Origin of the sequence: Microcystis sp. M179S2 (assembly GCF_020245805.1) — a bacterium.
GTDB classification, from domain to species: domain Bacteria; phylum Cyanobacteriota; class Cyanobacteriia; order Cyanobacteriales; family Microcystaceae; genus Microcystis; species Microcystis aeruginosa.
Genome location: NZ_JADBUE010000121.1, coordinates 1 through 15,768 on the forward strand (window position 1 = coordinate 1; position 15,768 = coordinate 15,768).

Annotated in this window: 14 protein-coding genes; 4 read left to right on the plus strand and 10 right to left on the minus strand. The window is 42.3% G+C overall.

The genetic code is table 11. The features are described from left to right. Nucleotides 1–103 precede the first annotated feature (103 nt). The 4 genes from IM500_RS07015 (at nt 104) to IM500_RS07030 (ending at nt 5,530) form a co-directional block, all read left to right on the plus strand. Nucleotides 104–295: a hypothetical protein gene (locus IM500_RS07015; protein ID WP_002797069.1), complete on the plus strand. Its 192-nt coding sequence runs from the start codon at nt 104–106 to the stop codon at nt 293–295. Between the two features lie 238 nt (nt 296–533). Continuing rightward, complete coding sequence (locus IM500_RS07020) at nt 534–2,393, plus strand: serine/threonine protein kinase (protein ID WP_287738022.1); 1,860 nt, start codon at nt 534–536, stop codon at nt 2,391–2,393. A gap of 56 nt (nt 2,394–2,449) precedes the next feature. Next, on the plus strand, nt 2,450–3,700 hold the full coding sequence (locus IM500_RS07025) for a WG repeat-containing protein (protein ID WP_287738023.1): 1,251 nt from the start codon (nt 2,450–2,452) through the stop codon (nt 3,698–3,700). Nucleotides 3,701–3,973: 273 nt separating this feature from the next. After that, entirely contained in the window at nt 3,974–5,530 is a 1,557-nt protein-coding gene (locus IM500_RS07030) for an AAA-like domain-containing protein (RefSeq protein WP_287738024.1), read from the plus strand. 143 nt (nt 5,531–5,673) lie between these two features. Here IM500_RS07030 and IM500_RS07035 read toward each other — a convergent pair whose 3' ends face one another. The 10 genes from IM500_RS07035 to IM500_RS07080 form a co-directional block, all read right to left on the minus strand. Beyond that, nucleotides 5,674–5,970: a DUF4164 family protein gene (locus IM500_RS07035; protein WP_002751121.1), complete on the minus strand. Its 297-nt coding sequence runs from the start codon at nt 5,968–5,970 to the stop codon at nt 5,674–5,676. Nucleotides 5,971–6,055: 85 nt separating this feature from the next. Further along, nucleotides 6,056–6,355 (minus strand): DUF4164 domain-containing protein, encoded by a 300-nt coding sequence (locus tag IM500_RS07040; protein ID WP_190723000.1) that lies wholly within the window; start codon nt 6,353–6,355, stop codon nt 6,056–6,058. 67 nt (nt 6,356–6,422) lie between these two features. Then, nucleotides 6,423–7,487: a glycosyltransferase family 4 protein gene (locus IM500_RS07045; protein WP_002732067.1), complete on the minus strand. Its 1,065-nt coding sequence runs from the start codon at nt 7,485–7,487 to the stop codon at nt 6,423–6,425. A gap of 78 nt (nt 7,488–7,565) precedes the next feature. Further along, nucleotides 7,566–8,849, minus strand: coding sequence for a serine hydroxymethyltransferase (glyA, locus tag IM500_RS07050; RefSeq protein WP_147069279.1), 1,284 nt, complete (start codon nt 8,847–8,849; stop codon nt 7,566–7,568). 637 nt (nt 8,850–9,486) lie between these two features. Next, nucleotides 9,487–12,543, minus strand: a complete 3,057-nt coding sequence (ppc, locus tag IM500_RS07055) for a phosphoenolpyruvate carboxylase (RefSeq protein WP_190722999.1) — start codon at nt 12,541–12,543, stop codon at nt 9,487–9,489. Between the two features lie 358 nt (nt 12,544–12,901). Further along, nucleotides 12,902–13,090, minus strand: coding sequence for a hypothetical protein (locus IM500_RS07060; protein WP_002761679.1), 189 nt, complete (start codon nt 13,088–13,090; stop codon nt 12,902–12,904). After that, nucleotides 13,087–13,374 carry a cell division topological specificity factor MinE gene (minE, locus tag IM500_RS07065; RefSeq protein ID WP_004160373.1) on the minus strand — a complete coding sequence of 96 codons (288 nt, stop codon included), beginning with the start codon at nt 13,372–13,374 and terminating at the stop codon, nt 13,087–13,089. Before minE ends, IM500_RS07060 begins: the two co-directional genes overlap by 4 nt. 29 nt (nt 13,375–13,403) lie before the next feature. After that, complete coding sequence (minD, locus tag IM500_RS07070) at nt 13,404–14,204, minus strand: septum site-determining protein MinD (RefSeq protein ID WP_147069275.1); 801 nt, start codon at nt 14,202–14,204, stop codon at nt 13,404–13,406. 173 nt (nt 14,205–14,377) lie between these two features. Then, nucleotides 14,378–15,205, minus strand: coding sequence for a septum site-determining protein MinC (gene minC, locus IM500_RS07075; RefSeq protein WP_287738025.1), 828 nt, complete (start codon nt 15,203–15,205; stop codon nt 14,378–14,380). 12 nt (nt 15,206–15,217) lie between these two features. Then, complete coding sequence (locus IM500_RS07080) at nt 15,218–15,589, minus strand: hypothetical protein (protein ID WP_190722997.1); 372 nt, start codon at nt 15,587–15,589, stop codon at nt 15,218–15,220. Between the last annotated feature and the right edge of the window lie 179 nt (nt 15,590–15,768).

The window sequence follows — 15,768 nt, forward strand, 5'->3', positions numbered from 1 at the left end:
TAACCCTTATATAGAAAGGCATTTAGCGATTTTTGTCAATTGTTTTTGATCTAGAGCGAACTAATCAATTAAGTCTCTTACCAGATAAGGATTTAGTCGATTTATGCCCCCCTATCGAACCATACCAAGTAACGAAGAACCACAATTAGAATCTTATTTAGCACGTTTAGGGTTAGATTTTGGTTGGTTATTTATTTTTGATAGGCGTAAAAATGCTTTACCTATGGAGGAGAGATTATCAACTGAGGTGGTGGTGACGGAAAATCAATATAGAATTACTGTGATTAGAGCTTGAGTCTTTCCAAAACTTACTGTTTGTGTTACATTTCATTAATGTACCCTACAAGATTGGTGATCGCACTGTGTGTTTTTTTCTTGTTGCTCTTTTTGCGTTATGTCCCATATTGTATAATGCTGTGTCTCCTTTGCTGACTTGAGTGAATTTTTTCTTTTTCCCCCACTTATTGAGCCGATATCATTTCCAGCAACCTCTACTTGCAGTAAAATCAAAATATACTACTCCTCTTAAAAATATGAGCATCCAAGAACAAGGCTATGAGGTTATTAAAGAACTAGGACGTAACCGAGAAGGTGGGAGGATTACCTGGTTGGCAACAAATATTAACACAGGGCAACAACAAGTAATCAAACAGTTTTGTTTTGCTCAAGCGGGTGCTAACTGGTCGAGTTTTGCCGCACACGAAAGGGAAATACGGGTACTAACAGGACTCAAACATCCGGGTATTCCCAGTTATTTAGGTTCTTTTGAAACATCTGATGGTTTTTGTCTAGTTCAAGAATATATTAATGCTCCGAATTTAGCGGAAACTCGCAGCTTTGCACCAGAAGAGATTAAAAAAATTGCAGTTAAAGTATTAGAAATTCTTGTATATTTACAAAATCGGATTCCACCAATAATTCATCGAGATATTAAACCAGAAAACATTTTAGTAGATGAACAAATCAATGTCTATTTAATTGACTTTGGTTTTGCTCGTATTGGTAGTCATGATGTGGCTGGAAGTAGTGTATTTAAAGGAACTCCTGGTTTTATTCCGCCAGAGCAAATGTTTAAACCGACAGACGCTACAGATTTGTATGCTTTGGGTGCAACTTTAATCTGTTTATTAACAGGAATTAAGTCCACAAAAATAGATCAATTACAAGATGCAGATGATCCCTATTTAATTAATTTTCGTCATCTTTTACCCCAGTTGAGTTTGCGGTTTATCGGTTGGTTGGAAAAGATGGTACAACCGCCACAAAAAGAACGTTTTTCTAATGCAGAATTAGCTTTAGAGGCACTCAAGCCACTTGATATTATTCGTGTACCAGGAGTTGATTTTAGTGGGACGGTTTTAGAGTTTAAAGCGAACAGGTTGGGGGAAAAACTAACGCAAAGTATCACTGTTGAAAATCCCATTCCAGATACTTTTTTGGAAGGTAGATGGGAAGTTGCACCCCATCCTCATGATCCTCCACATACTCCAGATAATCATGCTTGGATTTCGCTTACACCTGCTAAGTTTAATAGGAATAATATTCGTTGTCAGGTTGAGGTAGATACGAGTAAATTAATGGCGGATAAGCGGTATAAACGTCAATTAATTCTTCATAGTAATGCTTATCCAGCCAGTCATACTTTAACGGTGAAGGTACAAACGGCGCCTTTACCGATTGATAACAAGAAGCTAGCCTATGCCGGATTAATTAAACTATTTTTAATAGCTGGGCTGGTAGCTATGGCTACGAGTTGGGTTATTACTTATGCTGTAACTCCAGTGACTATTTGGTTATTACAAACTTTGGGATATGAAGGGATACTCTCTATGCTTGGAGTGTGGGGTATTGTTACACTTCTTGTGATTATTCTCTCTTGGACTAAATGTTTGAGTGAATATTATAATTTGAGCGATAATGTGAGCAGCGTTGTGAGTTATGCTATATCTGTATCTGTAGGTTCGGCTGCGGTTGGTTTGGCGGTTGGGGTTGTGGTTAGGGATATACTTGAGCTTACAGTTAAATATAGCGGTTCTGATCTAGTTGTTCCAGTTGTATTTTACGTTTCCCAGACTATAATACCTTTAGCTGTAATAGGTGTTGTCACTTGTGGTGTGTGTTGGGTTTTATTTTGGGTTGTATATTGGGTTGTAAATTTTGTGGCTGTGGACTTAGCTAAACATTCGGTTATGGGAAAACTTTTACTACTGGTAGCAGGGTTTGGGGCTAGTACAGGAATTGGTATAATAGTCGGTTTTCTAAATCCATTGATTTTGTTAGCACTAACTGGAACAGGTTTACCCACACTGGCTATGTTAATTCATTCACCAATTAGCCACCGTCAATTAATTGCTAAATATCGCCAGTCTGAGGAATCTTTAATCAAGCCATAAAAGATTAAGCTTAAATTGCATTAAATCACGTCAATTGAAAATTAAAAGGTGAATCTATGCCTATGCTATCTCAAAGTGAAAAACAACAAAGTATTAAATTAGCACGTATTGGAGTAGTAATTGGATTATTAATTCCTTTTATGTCTATATTTTCCAGTATTATTTTTGCACTCACTTCTTATTTAGTGATTGCGCCAAAATTTGATGAAGCTAGTTATTTTCAGGAAGGGTTAGCTAAGGTCAGAATTGGTGATAAATATGGCTATATAGACAAAACAGGGAAAACTGTTATTCCCATACAATTTGATTCGATTGATGTTTATGAATTTCAGGAAGGGTTAGCAAAGGTTAAAATTGGTGGTGAAAGGGGCTATGGTGATAATAAATATGGCTATATAGACAAAACAGGGAAAACTTTTATTACCCCACAGTTTGACAATGCTGATAACTTTCACAAAGGTTTAGCCAAAGTTAGAATTGGTGATAAATATGGCTATGTAGATAAAACAGGGAAAATTAAAATTGTGATCTCACCCACATCTGAAAAAGCTGATTCCTTTGAAGAAGAATTAACACGAGTTCAAGTTGGTGACAACTATGGCTATGTAAATAAAAGAGGAAAAACTATTATTACACCGCAATTTTATAAGGCTGGTACTTTTCATGAAGGATTGGCTTCTGTCGGAAATTATGTTAAGGTGAGTGAGTTTAATAATGAACTCAAAAATGGCTATATAGATAAGACAGGTGAAATTGTTATTCCACTTCAATTTGATGAAGTAGATGACTTTAACAAAGGTTTAGCTAAGGTAAAAATTGATGGTAAATGGGGCTATATAGATAGAACAGGTAAAATTGTTATTGGACTTCAATTTAATGAAGTTGGCGACTTTAGCGAAGGTTTAGCTAAGGTAAAAATTGATGGTAAATGGGGCTATATAGATAGAACAGGTAAAATTGTTATTGGACTTCAATTTAATGAAGTTGGCGACTTTAGCGAAGGTTTAGCTAAGGTTGAAATTGGTGGTAAATGGGGCTATATAGATAGAACAGGTGAAATTGTGATACCACCCACATTTGAAGATAGTGATTATCCTATAGTGGGTGATTTTCACAAAGGTTTAGCTAATGTAAAAATTGATGGTGAATGGGGCTATATAGATAGAACAGGTAAAATGGTCTTAAACTTAGAATTTGAGAAAGACGAATCTAAACCCAAGTCTAAGGAAGCAAAATCTTTACAAGAAGGATTAGAACCAGTCCGAATGGGATATAAATATGGTTATATTCGGACTCCTTTAAAGTAGTAATGTAGGTTGGGTTAAGCAATAGCGTAACCCAACAAAGGTTTTAATCAACTAACGGTGAAAATGTCTAAATCAGGATATCCAAGATTTAAGGATTAATTTGATAATTAGCTGATTACCAAACCCCTAAATTTACCTCCCGCAAATGTAAAAATCATACAACTCCCCTTGCTCATACAATAATCGCAACCAGTAAACCTTTTTATAATGTCAGATCATAATTTTTCCAAATAAATGTGTAAACTTAAAGAGTTCACCTATTACCAAAATTCTATGACTCGCTGGTTTAATATTGCCGGTTCCTGTAAAGACGATATCCACTATATGTTATCTCCCACAGTACGATTACCAGATTTAGAGGAGCTAATTAAACAAGAAAGTTACTTTGTCCTTCACGCACCACGACAAACAGGGAAAACCACAGCCATGTTATCCCTAGCAAAACAACTTACCGATACCGGAAATTATGCCGCAGTCATGGTATCTGTAGAAGTAGGAAGTGCATTTAATCATGATCCTGCTGCCGCAGAATTGGCAATTTTAGGAACTTGGTATGATACAATAAATATCCGTTTACCTAAAGAATTACAACCAGCTGCTAAACAATGGCAACAGGAAGAACCGGGAAATAGAATTAAGGCTTTTTTAAGAGGTTGGGCAAAATCTTTAAACCGCCCTTTAGTATTATTTATAGATGAAATTGACTCTTTACAAGATCAAACATTAATATCAGTTTTACGACAGTTAAGAGATGGTTTTCCTAATCGTCCAGAAAATTTCCCGACCTCAGTAGGATTAATTGGTTTGCGAGATGTGCGAGATTATAAAGTAGCATCTGGTGGTAGTGATAGATTAAATACATCCAGTCCTTTTAATATCAAAGTTGCTTCTCTGACTATGCGAAATTTTAATCTTGCAGAAGTGGTTGAATTATATCAACAACATACAGCAGCAACTGGACAAATTTTCACACCAGAAGCTATAGAAACAGCGTTTGATTTAACTCAAGGACAACCTTGGTTAGTCAATGCTTTAGCTAAAGAAATTGTAGAAAAAATGGTAAAAGATAGAAATATCGGTATTACCAAAGAACATATTTTAACAGCCAAAGAAATATTAATTAATCGTCAGGATACTCATTTAGATAGTTTGGCGGAAAAACTCAGAGAAAAACGAGTGAAAAACATTATTGAACCGATTTTAGCAGGGCAAACCTTACCCGATACCCTAGCAGATGATCGCCAATATTTAATAGATTTAGGACTATTACGACGTGATCCAAGGGGAGGATTAGTTATTTCTAATCCCATTTATCGTGAAGTAATTCCCCGCGTTTTATTCCAAGAAACTCAAGACAGTTTACCTTTAATTAGTCCTAGTTGGTTGACGGCAAAAGGTGAATTAAATATTGATGCTTTATTAACAGCATTTCTCAAGTTTTGGCGACAACAGGTCGAACCATTATTAGGTAGTACGGTATATCATGAAATCGCTCCGCATATAGTATTAATGGCTTTTTTACATCGCGTGGTTAATGGTGGGGGAGTTTTAGAAAGGGAATATGCAATTGGTAGCGATAGAATGGATTTATGTCTGAGTTATAAAGATGTAATTTTAGGGATTGAATTAAAAGTATGGCGGGATAAAAAACGCGATCCTCAAGCTGATGGAATTGAACAATTAGAATCTTATTTAGGACGTTTGGGTTTAGATTTTGGTTGGTTATTTATCTTTGATAGGCGAAAAAATGCCTTACCAATGGAGGAAAGATTATCCACTGAAGTTGTGGTGACAGAAAATCAATATAGAATTACTGTGATTCGGGCATGAGTGTTATATTTTTTGTTTCACGCAGAGGCGCTACAGTCGCAGAGAGGAGAACGGAAAGAGGGATTTTTGCAGATCATTTTTCTCTGTATCCTTGAAAATTGTAGAGTAAACAAATCTGGACGAATTACCATTAGGGATAACTTTTAGGGATTAGGGAAAAAGACGATTTTTCCCAGAATGCCTAGTATTCCTGTCACCAAAATTCCGACAATGCCAAGAAACCCATTAGTAGTAATATTCACCCGTGCATTCAGGTCGTCAATACGCTTTTCTATTTCCATAACTTTAGAATCTAGGGCTTTAATATCCCCTCTTATTTCTGATTGTCCTATCTCTAGCTTAGTGAGACGCTCATTAACATCTCTTTGTAAAGAGTCGATTTTTCCCTCAATCCTTGTCAGGACCGTTTCAAGGGAATAAGTTACGGTTTCGTTAGACATTTGCTAAACTCCTACTTTTGATAACTTTAATTAGGGCTTGCTGAAAAAATAAGATAGGAAAAATTTATGATGCTAAGGGCAACTTCTAGGGGTTGCCAATAAACCCAAAAAGTTTAGCTGCTCCTCCTAAAATAGCAACAACAAGGGCGATCAAAATGCCTCGATTAGTAAACTCTTGATAGGCAACTCTAGCGGTCAATCCGTCAATTTTTGTGCTTAGTCGCTCATCTAAAGCTTTAATTTCTCCTTTAAGTTCTGCCTGTCCGATTTCTAATTTTGTCAGACGTTGATCGATTCTATCAGCTTTGTGGTTGACTTCCTTGATGCTGTCTTTGATTTCCTTGAGGACCATTTCAAGGGAATAAGTTACGGTTTCGTTAGACATTTGCTAAACTCCCAGAGTTATCCTGCCGCTATCTTAATTATTAATCTTTTTTCTAGTTTAAGATGGCTTACGGTTCACTGCCACGATTGCGCCAGACTTGCCAACCGACGTAACCGAGGAGGAGAGTTGCACCAAAGGCAAAACCCCAACCACTGGGAACATTGGAGAAACCGAGGGCTAAACTGCCCACCCAGAGAGTTAGGGCGTAGATAAATAATACTGTCAGACGGTGAGAGATACCTGCTTTCAGTAAACGATGATGTAAATGACGTTTATCAGCCACAAAAGGGGATTTTCCGCGTTTGAGACGGGAAATAATCACCGTGGACATATCGAGGAGAGGAACTGCGAGGATGAGATAGGGCAAGAGGACGGCGGTAACGGCAACAGTAGTCACAGCAGTGGTTTTAGCCAATCCAATCACCGCCACACCCGCGAGGGTAAAACCCATAAAATAGGCCCCACCATCCCCCATAAAAATTTGGGCGGGGTTAAAATTGTAACGCAGAAAACCCAAGGCCCCACCCGCTAAAGCGGCGGCGATAATAGCGGCGGCGGGTTGTCCCATCACCAAAGTTACAATCAAAATAACCACGGCAGATATACCCGAAACCCCCGCCGCTAATCCATCTAAACCGTCAATCCAGTTAATCGCGTTAGCCATCCCCACTAACCAGAGGAGAGTAATCGGTAAACTTAGCCAATGAATTTGTAATAAATCGCCGAAGGGAATAGACAGGAAATCGATCCTTACCCCGGCTTGCCAAGCTAGAAAAGCGACGCTAAACTGCATTACCAGACGATTGAGCGGCGAAAGATTAAAAAGATCATCCGCTAGACCGATGAGAAAAAAGCCCAAACCGCCTAGGGTTACGCCCCACACTTCCCATTCTCGATCGCTGTTTAAACCGGCAAACCCTCCCAACCACCAAACGATCAGGAGGGCAGTTAAAGCGCCGACAAAAATCGAAACTCCCCCCAGTCGAACCATAGGCTTTTCATGGACCTTCCTTTCGTTGGGTTTATCGACGTAACCGCTTTTCAGTCCGACGGTTCTGACGAGGGGGGTACTCCAAAGTACCACTGTATGGGCGATCAGAAAAGCAATTAGATAGTATAAATCTCCAGACATGGGAATTGGGGGGCGATTTAATTCACAATTGACGACCAAAGAACAATCGCCAATTATGAGTTTTTATTATCTCTCGTTTTAGGCCAAGGCGGGGACGGAAATATGGAGATGGGGATAGAGGGGGAAGCTTTCACAGAGTTTCGCTACCCGTTGACGGCAAGCAGTTCTCAGGGCTTCATCACCTGGATTAAGGAGAATATCGGCGATAATGTTGCCAATCTCGATAAATTCCGTTTCTCCTAGTCCTCTGGTGGTCATAGCCGGGGAACCCAAGCGCAGACCACTGGTGACAAAGGGAGACTCGGGATCGAAGGGAACAGTGTTTTTATTAGCGGTAATATTGATCGTACTCACCAAGCGATCTGCCTCTTTCCCGGTCATGCCCACGGATCTTAAATCGAGTAACATCAAGTGATTATCCGTACCATCGGTGACAATTTTAATCCCTCTAGCTTTCAACTGACCTGCCAAAGCTTGGGCATTAGCGATTACTTGGCCCGAATAGATTTTAAACTCCGGTTTCAGGGCCTCCCCAAAAGCCACCGCTTTCGCCGCGACCACGTGTTCTAGGGGCCCGCCTTGGGTACCGGGGAAGACGGATTTATCGAATTTTTTGCCTAATTCCTCGTCTTTGGTCATAATTAAACCACCCCTAGGACCGCGCAGGGTTTTGTGAGTGGTGGTAGTTACCACATCACAGTGGGGTAGGGGGTTAGGATGATGACCAGTGGCCACTAAACCAGCAATATGGGCGATATCTGCCATCAGGTAGGCCCCCACTTCGTCAGCGATGGCGCGGAATTTCTCGAAATCAATCCGGCGCGAGTAGGCAGAATAACCGCAGATAATTAGTTTGGGTTTTTCCTTACGGGCGATGTCAAGGATGAGATCGTAGTCCAGGCGTTCGCTTTCGGGACTTACTCCATACTGTACTACTCGGAACCATTTTCCGGAAACGTTAACGGGGGAACCGTGGGTAAGATGACCCCCGTGGGAGAGATCCATGCCCATAATCGTATCGCCGGGCTGCAAGAGGGTCAGGAAAACGGCGAAATTAGCTTGGGCACCAGAGTGGGGTTGTACGTTAGCGTGGTTTGCCCCAAATAGTCGTTTAACCCGATCGATCGCTAATTGTTCTGCTTCATCAATGTATTCGCAACCGCCATAGTAGCGTTTTTTTGGCAGTCCTTCCGCGTATTTGTTGGTTAAAACCGAACCCTGGGCGGCCATGACGGCAGCCGAGGTAAAGTTTTCACTAGCGATTAATTCTAGGTGATCTCTTTGACGTTGCAGTTCTTTTTGCAGAATCCCTGCGATCGCTGGATCCGTCAGGGATAGTATATCTAAGTTCGTATCAGTCACGGTTACTCGATCCTTTTTTTAACAATTTACCTGTAATCATTGGGTCACTTTCTCCATTTTGGCACAATCTCTAATCTTCCGACACACCGGTGAGCTTAATTGCTTCTCTTCGGGGTCGCTCATCAATTGTCAACTGTTAGCGGTAAAATCTTCATTTTTAGTCAATAAGTGATAGTAATATTAACGTCAGTTCGGGTTAAGCAGATTGGGTGCATCTCACATTTGCAGAAATACCGATAATCAGCAATTATCAGTGACTTTTAAACAATTACAAATGGATCAGCAGCTGCCTGTAAGCATCCCACCGAAAAGCTAATACGCTACGGGGTTTGGGGGGTTCTACCCCCCAAAAGCTTGGATTGAGTGATAAAATCGGAAGTAATGCCCAATTTTAGCGGTGATTTTCCCTTTAAAAATAACAACTTATACTAAATCTGGTTATTAAAGACTGATTATTTATTCCCCTTTTTGCATGAGTGCATGAGTAGAAAACGGGTTTCTCCGAGAAACCCGTTTTCTGTGCGTTACTCAACGGATTTAGTATTAGTAGAAGTTCTACAAAAAGTTGACAACTCCCAAAAATAGGGTGGATTACCTTCAAGATAACCACCCGAAAACTACCATTAATTATCTGTAATCAACCGGTATTTCTCATCCCTGCGGCAATACCATTAATCGTCATTAAAGCACCCCTTAATAACTCCTCTTTAGAATAGCGGAAATGAATCACACCAGATTGGGCTTGACTATTGTATTGACGTAAACGCTTGAGGAGAGACACCTGTAGGAAACCGAGGGGAACGATCGAACCGTTGCGTAACTGCACCGAGCGCTGTAAATTCGGATCATTATCCAATAAATGTTTCTCGCCGGTGATCTGGAGAACAATCTCGCTAGTGCGATTATATTCCTCTTTGATCCTTTCAAACAGACGTTGAAAACGTTCTCGATCTTCCTGTTTAGAAAGTTCACTGACGTAGTGATAGGCCATCTGTAGGTCCACCTTCGATAGAGTCATGTCTGCCTTAGAAATCACCATCTGGAAGAAAGGCCACTTGTGATAAAAATGGCGTAACAATTCCAAATTTCGGTTAGGAGAATCATCGAGAAACATCTGTAAAGCTGTCCCTAAACCATACCAAGCAGGTAAAAGAAAACGGGTTTGAGTCCAACTAAATACCCAGGGAATTGCCCGCAGGGTACTTAAATCCTGTTGACCACTTTTCCGGCGCGCCGGTCGGGAACTAATCTGTAAAAGACTAATTTCAGGAATGGGAGTTACGGACAGAAAGAAGTCTAAAAAGTCCGGTTCTTCATAAATCAAACTGCGATAGGTTTGCCGTGAACGGGTGGCCAAGTCCTCCATGATGCGATTCCAGGGTTCGAGATCATCAAAACCACTGCCCAGTAAACTTGCCTGTATGACTGCCGTTACGGCCGTTTCGAGGTTATACAAGGCCAATTCTGGTAAAGAGTATTTCGAGGCTAAAACCTCGCCCTGTTCGGTGATTTTAATGCGACCGTTAATCGTTCCCCGGGGTTGGGCGAGGATAGCGGCGTAGGCCGGTCCACCACCGCGACCGACGGAACCGCCCCGGCCATGAAAAAGACGTAGATCCACGCCGTATTGTTTAGCGGTTTTTTGTAAAGCCTTCTGGGCCTTATGAATTTCCCAATTACTGCTTAAAAAGCCAGAATCCTTATTACTATCGGAGTAACCCACCATAATCTCCTGTAAATTACCCGGTTCGAGGATGGCCGGTTCCGGGGTCACGTCCTCCCCGTTTAAAGCCCCTAAATGGTCGTAACCGCCGGCTAGGGCTGCCCGGTAGAGGGGCAATTCAAACAAAGTCTGCATGATGCCGGGGGCGTGTTTGAGGTCATCGACGGTTTCAAAGAGGGGAACGATGCGGAGGGAACTGCGGCTAGTGGCGGGGTCGTATAAACCAGCTTCTTGGGCTAATAACAGCACTTCTAGCACATCGCTGGCCTCGTTGGTCATGCTGATAATGTAGGTTTGGCAGATTTCCAAGCCAAATTCCCCTTGCAGACTTCTTAAAACTCGCAGGGTTTCAATGGTTTCGCAGGTTCTTTCCGAAAAGGGCATTTCCCGGGGAATTAAGGGGCGACGGGTTTTTAATTCCCCCACTAACCAGGCGATTTTTTCTGATTCGCTTAATTGGCCGTAGGGTTTGGGTAAAACTCCGAGATATTCGGCGATTTCTTCGATACATTCGGCGTGACGGGTGGATTCCTGCCGAAAATCTAACTGAGTCAGGACAAAGCCAAAAATCTCCACTTGGGCGATCAGTCGATCGAGTTCTTGACAAGAAAGACCGGTTTGCAAGAGACTGCGCTTTAATAGCTGTAATTCGGCTAAAAACTCGGAACCAGAGCGATAGATGTTGGTTTCGTTGAGTTTAGTTAATAATTGTCGTTCTTCCGGGTCATTAAGGCGATCATTGCGATCACGGGTATTTTCCAGACGTTTTTGAATAAAGGCCAATTTGAGGCGATAGGGTTCCTGACGGTAGCGGATTGCTAACTGGCTATAGATTTCGGGCATTTGCTGTTTATCTCTGTCCAGGGAGTCCAGTAACTCCGGCAAGACGTGACACCAGTGCAGGGAGGCACTTAAAATACTGGTCAGGTCGCGAATAGCATCGAGATATTTTTTAATAACGAGATTGCGCTGATAACAGCAGGTTTTCCAGGTGACTTCGGGGGTAACGGAGGGATTGCCATCCCGATCTCCCCCGACCCAAGAACCGAAGCGACAGAAGTTATTTTTCGGCGCTCGTAAACGGGGAAAGGAGGATTCTAGACTTTGCTGCAGACGCAGGGTTAACTGGGGTAGGGAATCGAAGAGAACTTCATCGAAGTAGTGCAGGGCATAATCCACCTCATCGACGACGGTGGGTTTAAATTGGTGTAGTTCATCTGTTCGCCACCAAAAACGAATTTCTTCTTTTAACTGTTTGGTGACTGTTTGTGCTTCTCTGGAGTTAGTTAACCCCATACTGCGAAAGATTTCTTCTGCTTGGTCGAGTTTTTCGAGAATGCCCGAGATGCGGCGCTGTTTAATGCGAATGGTATGACGGACAATTTCCGTGGGGTGGGCCGTAAAAACCAGACGAATATCTAATTGATCGAGAAGACGCTGGATTTCCTGGGGGGGGACGTTCACCTGTTTGAGATAGGGAAATAACCAGTGAAATAGTCCCGATTTTGGGGTGGAGTGATCGGACTCGTTCAGGGTTTTTTCCAGCCAATCAGCCCCGACAATGGTGGCTAAAAGGCTTTTTTGCGTTGGGTCAGCCTTGGGACTTTCGTTTTCTTCCCCGATCACCGTCCGTCGCAGTAGTTGCTGATCCCTTTGTTCGTAGTGTTGTTCGATTATATTTATTAACTGGAAATAGAGGGCAAAAGCGCGGGTAACTTTGATCGCTTCCCCTAGTTCCAAGTCTTCGATCATTTTGGCGATCATTGCTTCCGGACTATCATCGGTCACTTGTCCTTCCTCAGAACAGAGATGGCGCAGTAATTCCAGTAAATCGACTAATTCTTGACCACATTCGGAGACTAAGACTTCTTTCCATAAATCTTCGATTAATTTCAGTCTTTGCTGCAGAAACAGGTTGGAAGTGGTGAAAATATCCTGTTCGGTTTCGGTCGAGGGGACAAGGACGCTCATAATTTCAGTAAAAAGTGAAAAGGAGTTAGGAGTTAGGAGTTAGGAGTCAGGAGTCAGGAGTCAGGAGTGGGGTGTTGGGGTCGTGGGGCAGTGGGGCTGAAATTTCCCTATCTCCCTAAATCCCTATCTCCCTAAATCCCTATCCCCTGTTCCCCGATATATCGGGATGTACTTTGTTGAAATGAAAAACGCTGTAATTCAATTGCTGATCTATCGGGATTAGTTCTTAGGGTTGGTCAGAAATGAGATTATATCCCAAAGAATCACATTTTTTCCTATTTTTAACAAAAATTTCACTATTTTTGCCTCTTTTCAGCGGGCAAAAGGACTTTTTTTCGGTAACTTTTTCTAGAAAAGATTATTGGTCACTGTTGACCGGTAACTGATCGGGAATATTGAGAAGGGGCAAGCGATCGCCCCGAAAGATTTCCTCGCTGTCTTTCCCGACTTCTATCAACCAATTATTAATAGAACGTAGTCCCAAGTAGGATAAAAGAAAGGGACTGACCGCTAGACTAAGCCAAAGCTCGATCGGTTGAGTTTTCATGGCAATTTCTCGGTTAAAGGACGGCGTTTGATCCGACGAATCGGAAAATTAGCAATCAGGGCTGTAGTTCGTTGGTCACTTTCTAGAAGTAACTCGGTTTCCTCGGTGTCGATATCAAGATAACGACTGACCACTTCTAAGATTTCTTGACGCATCATATTGAGAAGTTCGGGACTAAGATCGGCGCGATCATGGGCCAGAATAAGTTTTAAGCGTTTTTTAGCTTGGTCGCCACTTTTACCCGAACCGCGCCATGCGAGGAGTTTATCGATCAGGTCATTCATAGTAGGTTAAGGGGTTGAGATGAGAGAGTTTAAGGCCCAAATAAGCGACGACGCAGACGGGTAAGAAAACCTTCCTGACCGGCCATTAAATCTAGAAACGGCACATCGCGACCCTGTAAACGTTGGGCAATATTTCTAAAGGCCATGGAGGGGAGAGAGGTCTTCTCCTCTAATACTAATGGTTCCCCTTTATTAGTGGAAATAATAATTCTTTGATCGTCGGGAATAATCCCCAAAAGGGGAATTACCAATAAGTCAAGAATATCCTCGACGCTGATCATCTGGTTAAGTTGGATCATTTCTGGCCGCAGCCGGTTGACAATCAGACGGATACTCTTGATGTCTTCGCTTTCTAGTAATCCCACCACCCGATCGGCATCTCTCACCGCCGACATTTCTGGGGTAGTAACTATGATCGCCTCTTGAGCAGCGGCGATCGCATTGCGAAAACCCATTTCAATTCCTGCTGGGCAATCAATCAATACATAGTCATAACTTTTTGACAATTGGGCGACTAAATCCTTCATTTGAGCGGCAGTAATTGCCTCTTTGGTGCGGTTTTGTGCCGCCGGTAATAAGACCAGATTTTCCTGTCTTTTATCCTTAACTAAAGCTTTATCAAGGCTACAATCTCCCGCCACCACATCGAGGGCAGTATAAACGATACGCTGTTCTAATCCTAACAATAAATCGAGATTTCTCAGTCCGAAATCGGCATCGACAAGGGCGACTCGACAGCCTAATTGAGATAAAGCTGAACCTAAGTTCGCCGTGACTGTCGTTTTACCGACTCCTCCCTTTCCCGATGTCACCACAATTACACGAGCCATAATTTATATCAGTTATCAGTTATCAGTTATCAGTTATCAGTTATCAGCTATCAGTTATCAGTTATCAGCTATCAGTTATTGGTTTGATAGAGTTTTTCATCTCAACGCAGTTAATCCCTATTTTTACTGGTCACTGAATCACCGTTTACCGATCACTGTTTACCGGTCACTGATCACTTTTTTTCGACCCATCCCACTTTATCTTTAAAGGTGTAGGTTCTGGAAAAATTATAAGCCCCAATGATGCGGATTCCTCCTTCGCTGATACAGGCAATTTCTGGTTCCATGCGATCGCTATCTAAAGCCGGAGCGCGTGCCACTAATTCAGCGATCCTCAGTTGAGTTAAGTCGATTCGCAGGGCCATAATTACCGCTGCTCGATCGCCGCGGAATCCAGCATGGGCCACACCGCGTAAACCCCCCCAAACTAATATATCGCCATCAGCGACGATCGAGCCGCCGGGGTTGACATCGCCCATGACTATAACTGTACCCGGGTGACGGATTTCTACACCCGATCGCAGGGTGGTTTTTAAGTACAAAGGTTCGGCGAGGAGGGATGGCAGCGGTTGCTCGTCCCCGAAAACCGTCGGATTCGAGCGCATTTGTTCGACATTGTAACCCATGGTTGCCGCTGCTACTGCGGTTTGTCTTCTTTGGGTTTGGATGGTATGCAGGGGTAATTCGGCACTGTCTAAAATTGTGGCGATCGCTTGTAGTTGGCGCGTATCCATCAGGCGATCGTTGGCCCTTAGGTGTACTGGTGTTCTAGCGGGGCAGTTTTGGCCGCTATTACGGAGATAATATTTTAATCCTGTCAAGATATCTGTCCAATCCTGACTTGTCTCCCCGGCGCCGGTTTTGGGCAAAATTAGCACCAATTTCTCACCCTCACTTTTTAGGTGGATTTGGGCGTATCTCGACATTACCGAGGCTGATGGCTCAATTTTTTCGGTTTCTGAGTCGATTTCTTGATTTATTTCGGTTTTAGTTTCATCCATAAAGATAATTTTTTACTTAAACAAGACAAAGCGTAAAATAGCGATCAGCAAACCGACGGAAGCGGTAATCAGTGAACCGCCTAAAATGGTTATCAATGCCCAAATTTGATTTTTTTGACTGCCTTCGACTATTTTGAGGCGATTATCCATCCCTTCGACTCTTTCGGTTAATTTTGCCTGTCCTATCTCTAGGGATTTAACATCTTGCTTGATTTCCTTAATATCAGCTTTAATTTCGCCAATATCAGCCTTAATTTCGACGATACTATTCTCGATCGCCGTGAAACGAGTCTCGATCGCCGTGAAACGAGTCTCGATCGCTTTTTGTCCGTTGATAATTAAGTCTTCTAGCCTTTGCAGGTCCGTATCGGCAACAGTTTTCATAAAAATTAACCGGCTATCAGTATAGATGTTTCTTTAATTTTGACATCCTCACCGCCGTAAACGGACGGTGATTCCCAAACCTCACGATTTAGGTTTCTGCTTCTTTCCCGAAGGATTTTTCGCACCTGCCTTAACAGATTTACTCTGTTCTGGTCTTATGGTCGCTCTACAGACTGACA

Excerpts from the sequence above, each read along its gene's own strand:
- IM500_RS07030 (WP_287738024.1), top strand. The coding sequence starts at position 3,974 with ATGACTCGCTGGTTTAATATTGCCGGTTCCTGTAAAGACGATATCCAC.
- IM500_RS07035 (WP_002751121.1), bottom strand. The coding sequence starts at position 5,970 with ATGTCTAACGAAACCGTAACTTATTCCCTTGAAACGGTCCTGACAAGG.
- ppc (WP_190722999.1), bottom strand. The coding sequence starts at position 12,543 with ATGAGCGTCCTTGTCCCCTCGACCGAAACCGAACAGGATATTTTCACC.
- minE (WP_004160373.1), bottom strand. The coding sequence starts at position 13,374 with ATGAATGACCTGATCGATAAACTCCTCGCATGGCGCGGTTCGGGTAAA.
- IM500_RS07020 (WP_287738022.1), top strand. The coding sequence starts at position 534 with ATGAGCATCCAAGAACAAGGCTATGAGGTTATTAAAGAACTAGGACGT.
- IM500_RS07060 (WP_002761679.1), bottom strand. The coding sequence starts at position 13,090 with ATGAAAACTCAACCGATCGAGCTTTGGCTTAGTCTAGCGGTCAGTCCC.
- IM500_RS07015 (WP_002797069.1), top strand. The coding sequence starts at position 104 with ATGCCCCCCTATCGAACCATACCAAGTAACGAAGAACCACAATTAGAA.
- IM500_RS07045 (WP_002732067.1), bottom strand. The coding sequence starts at position 7,487 with ATGTCTGGAGATTTATACTATCTAATTGCTTTTCTGATCGCCCATACA.
- minD (WP_147069275.1), bottom strand. The coding sequence starts at position 14,204 with ATGGCTCGTGTAATTGTGGTGACATCGGGAAAGGGAGGAGTCGGTAAA.
- IM500_RS07080 (WP_190722997.1), bottom strand. The coding sequence starts at position 15,589 with ATGAAAACTGTTGCCGATACGGACCTGCAAAGGCTAGAAGACTTAATT.
- minC (WP_287738025.1), bottom strand. The coding sequence starts at position 15,205 with ATGGATGAAACTAAAACCGAAATAAATCAAGAAATCGACTCAGAAACC.
- IM500_RS07025 (WP_287738023.1), top strand. The coding sequence starts at position 2,450 with ATGCCTATGCTATCTCAAAGTGAAAAACAACAAAGTATTAAATTAGCA.
- IM500_RS07040 (WP_190723000.1), bottom strand. The coding sequence starts at position 6,355 with ATGTCTAACGAAACCGTAACTTATTCCCTTGAAATGGTCCTCAAGGAA.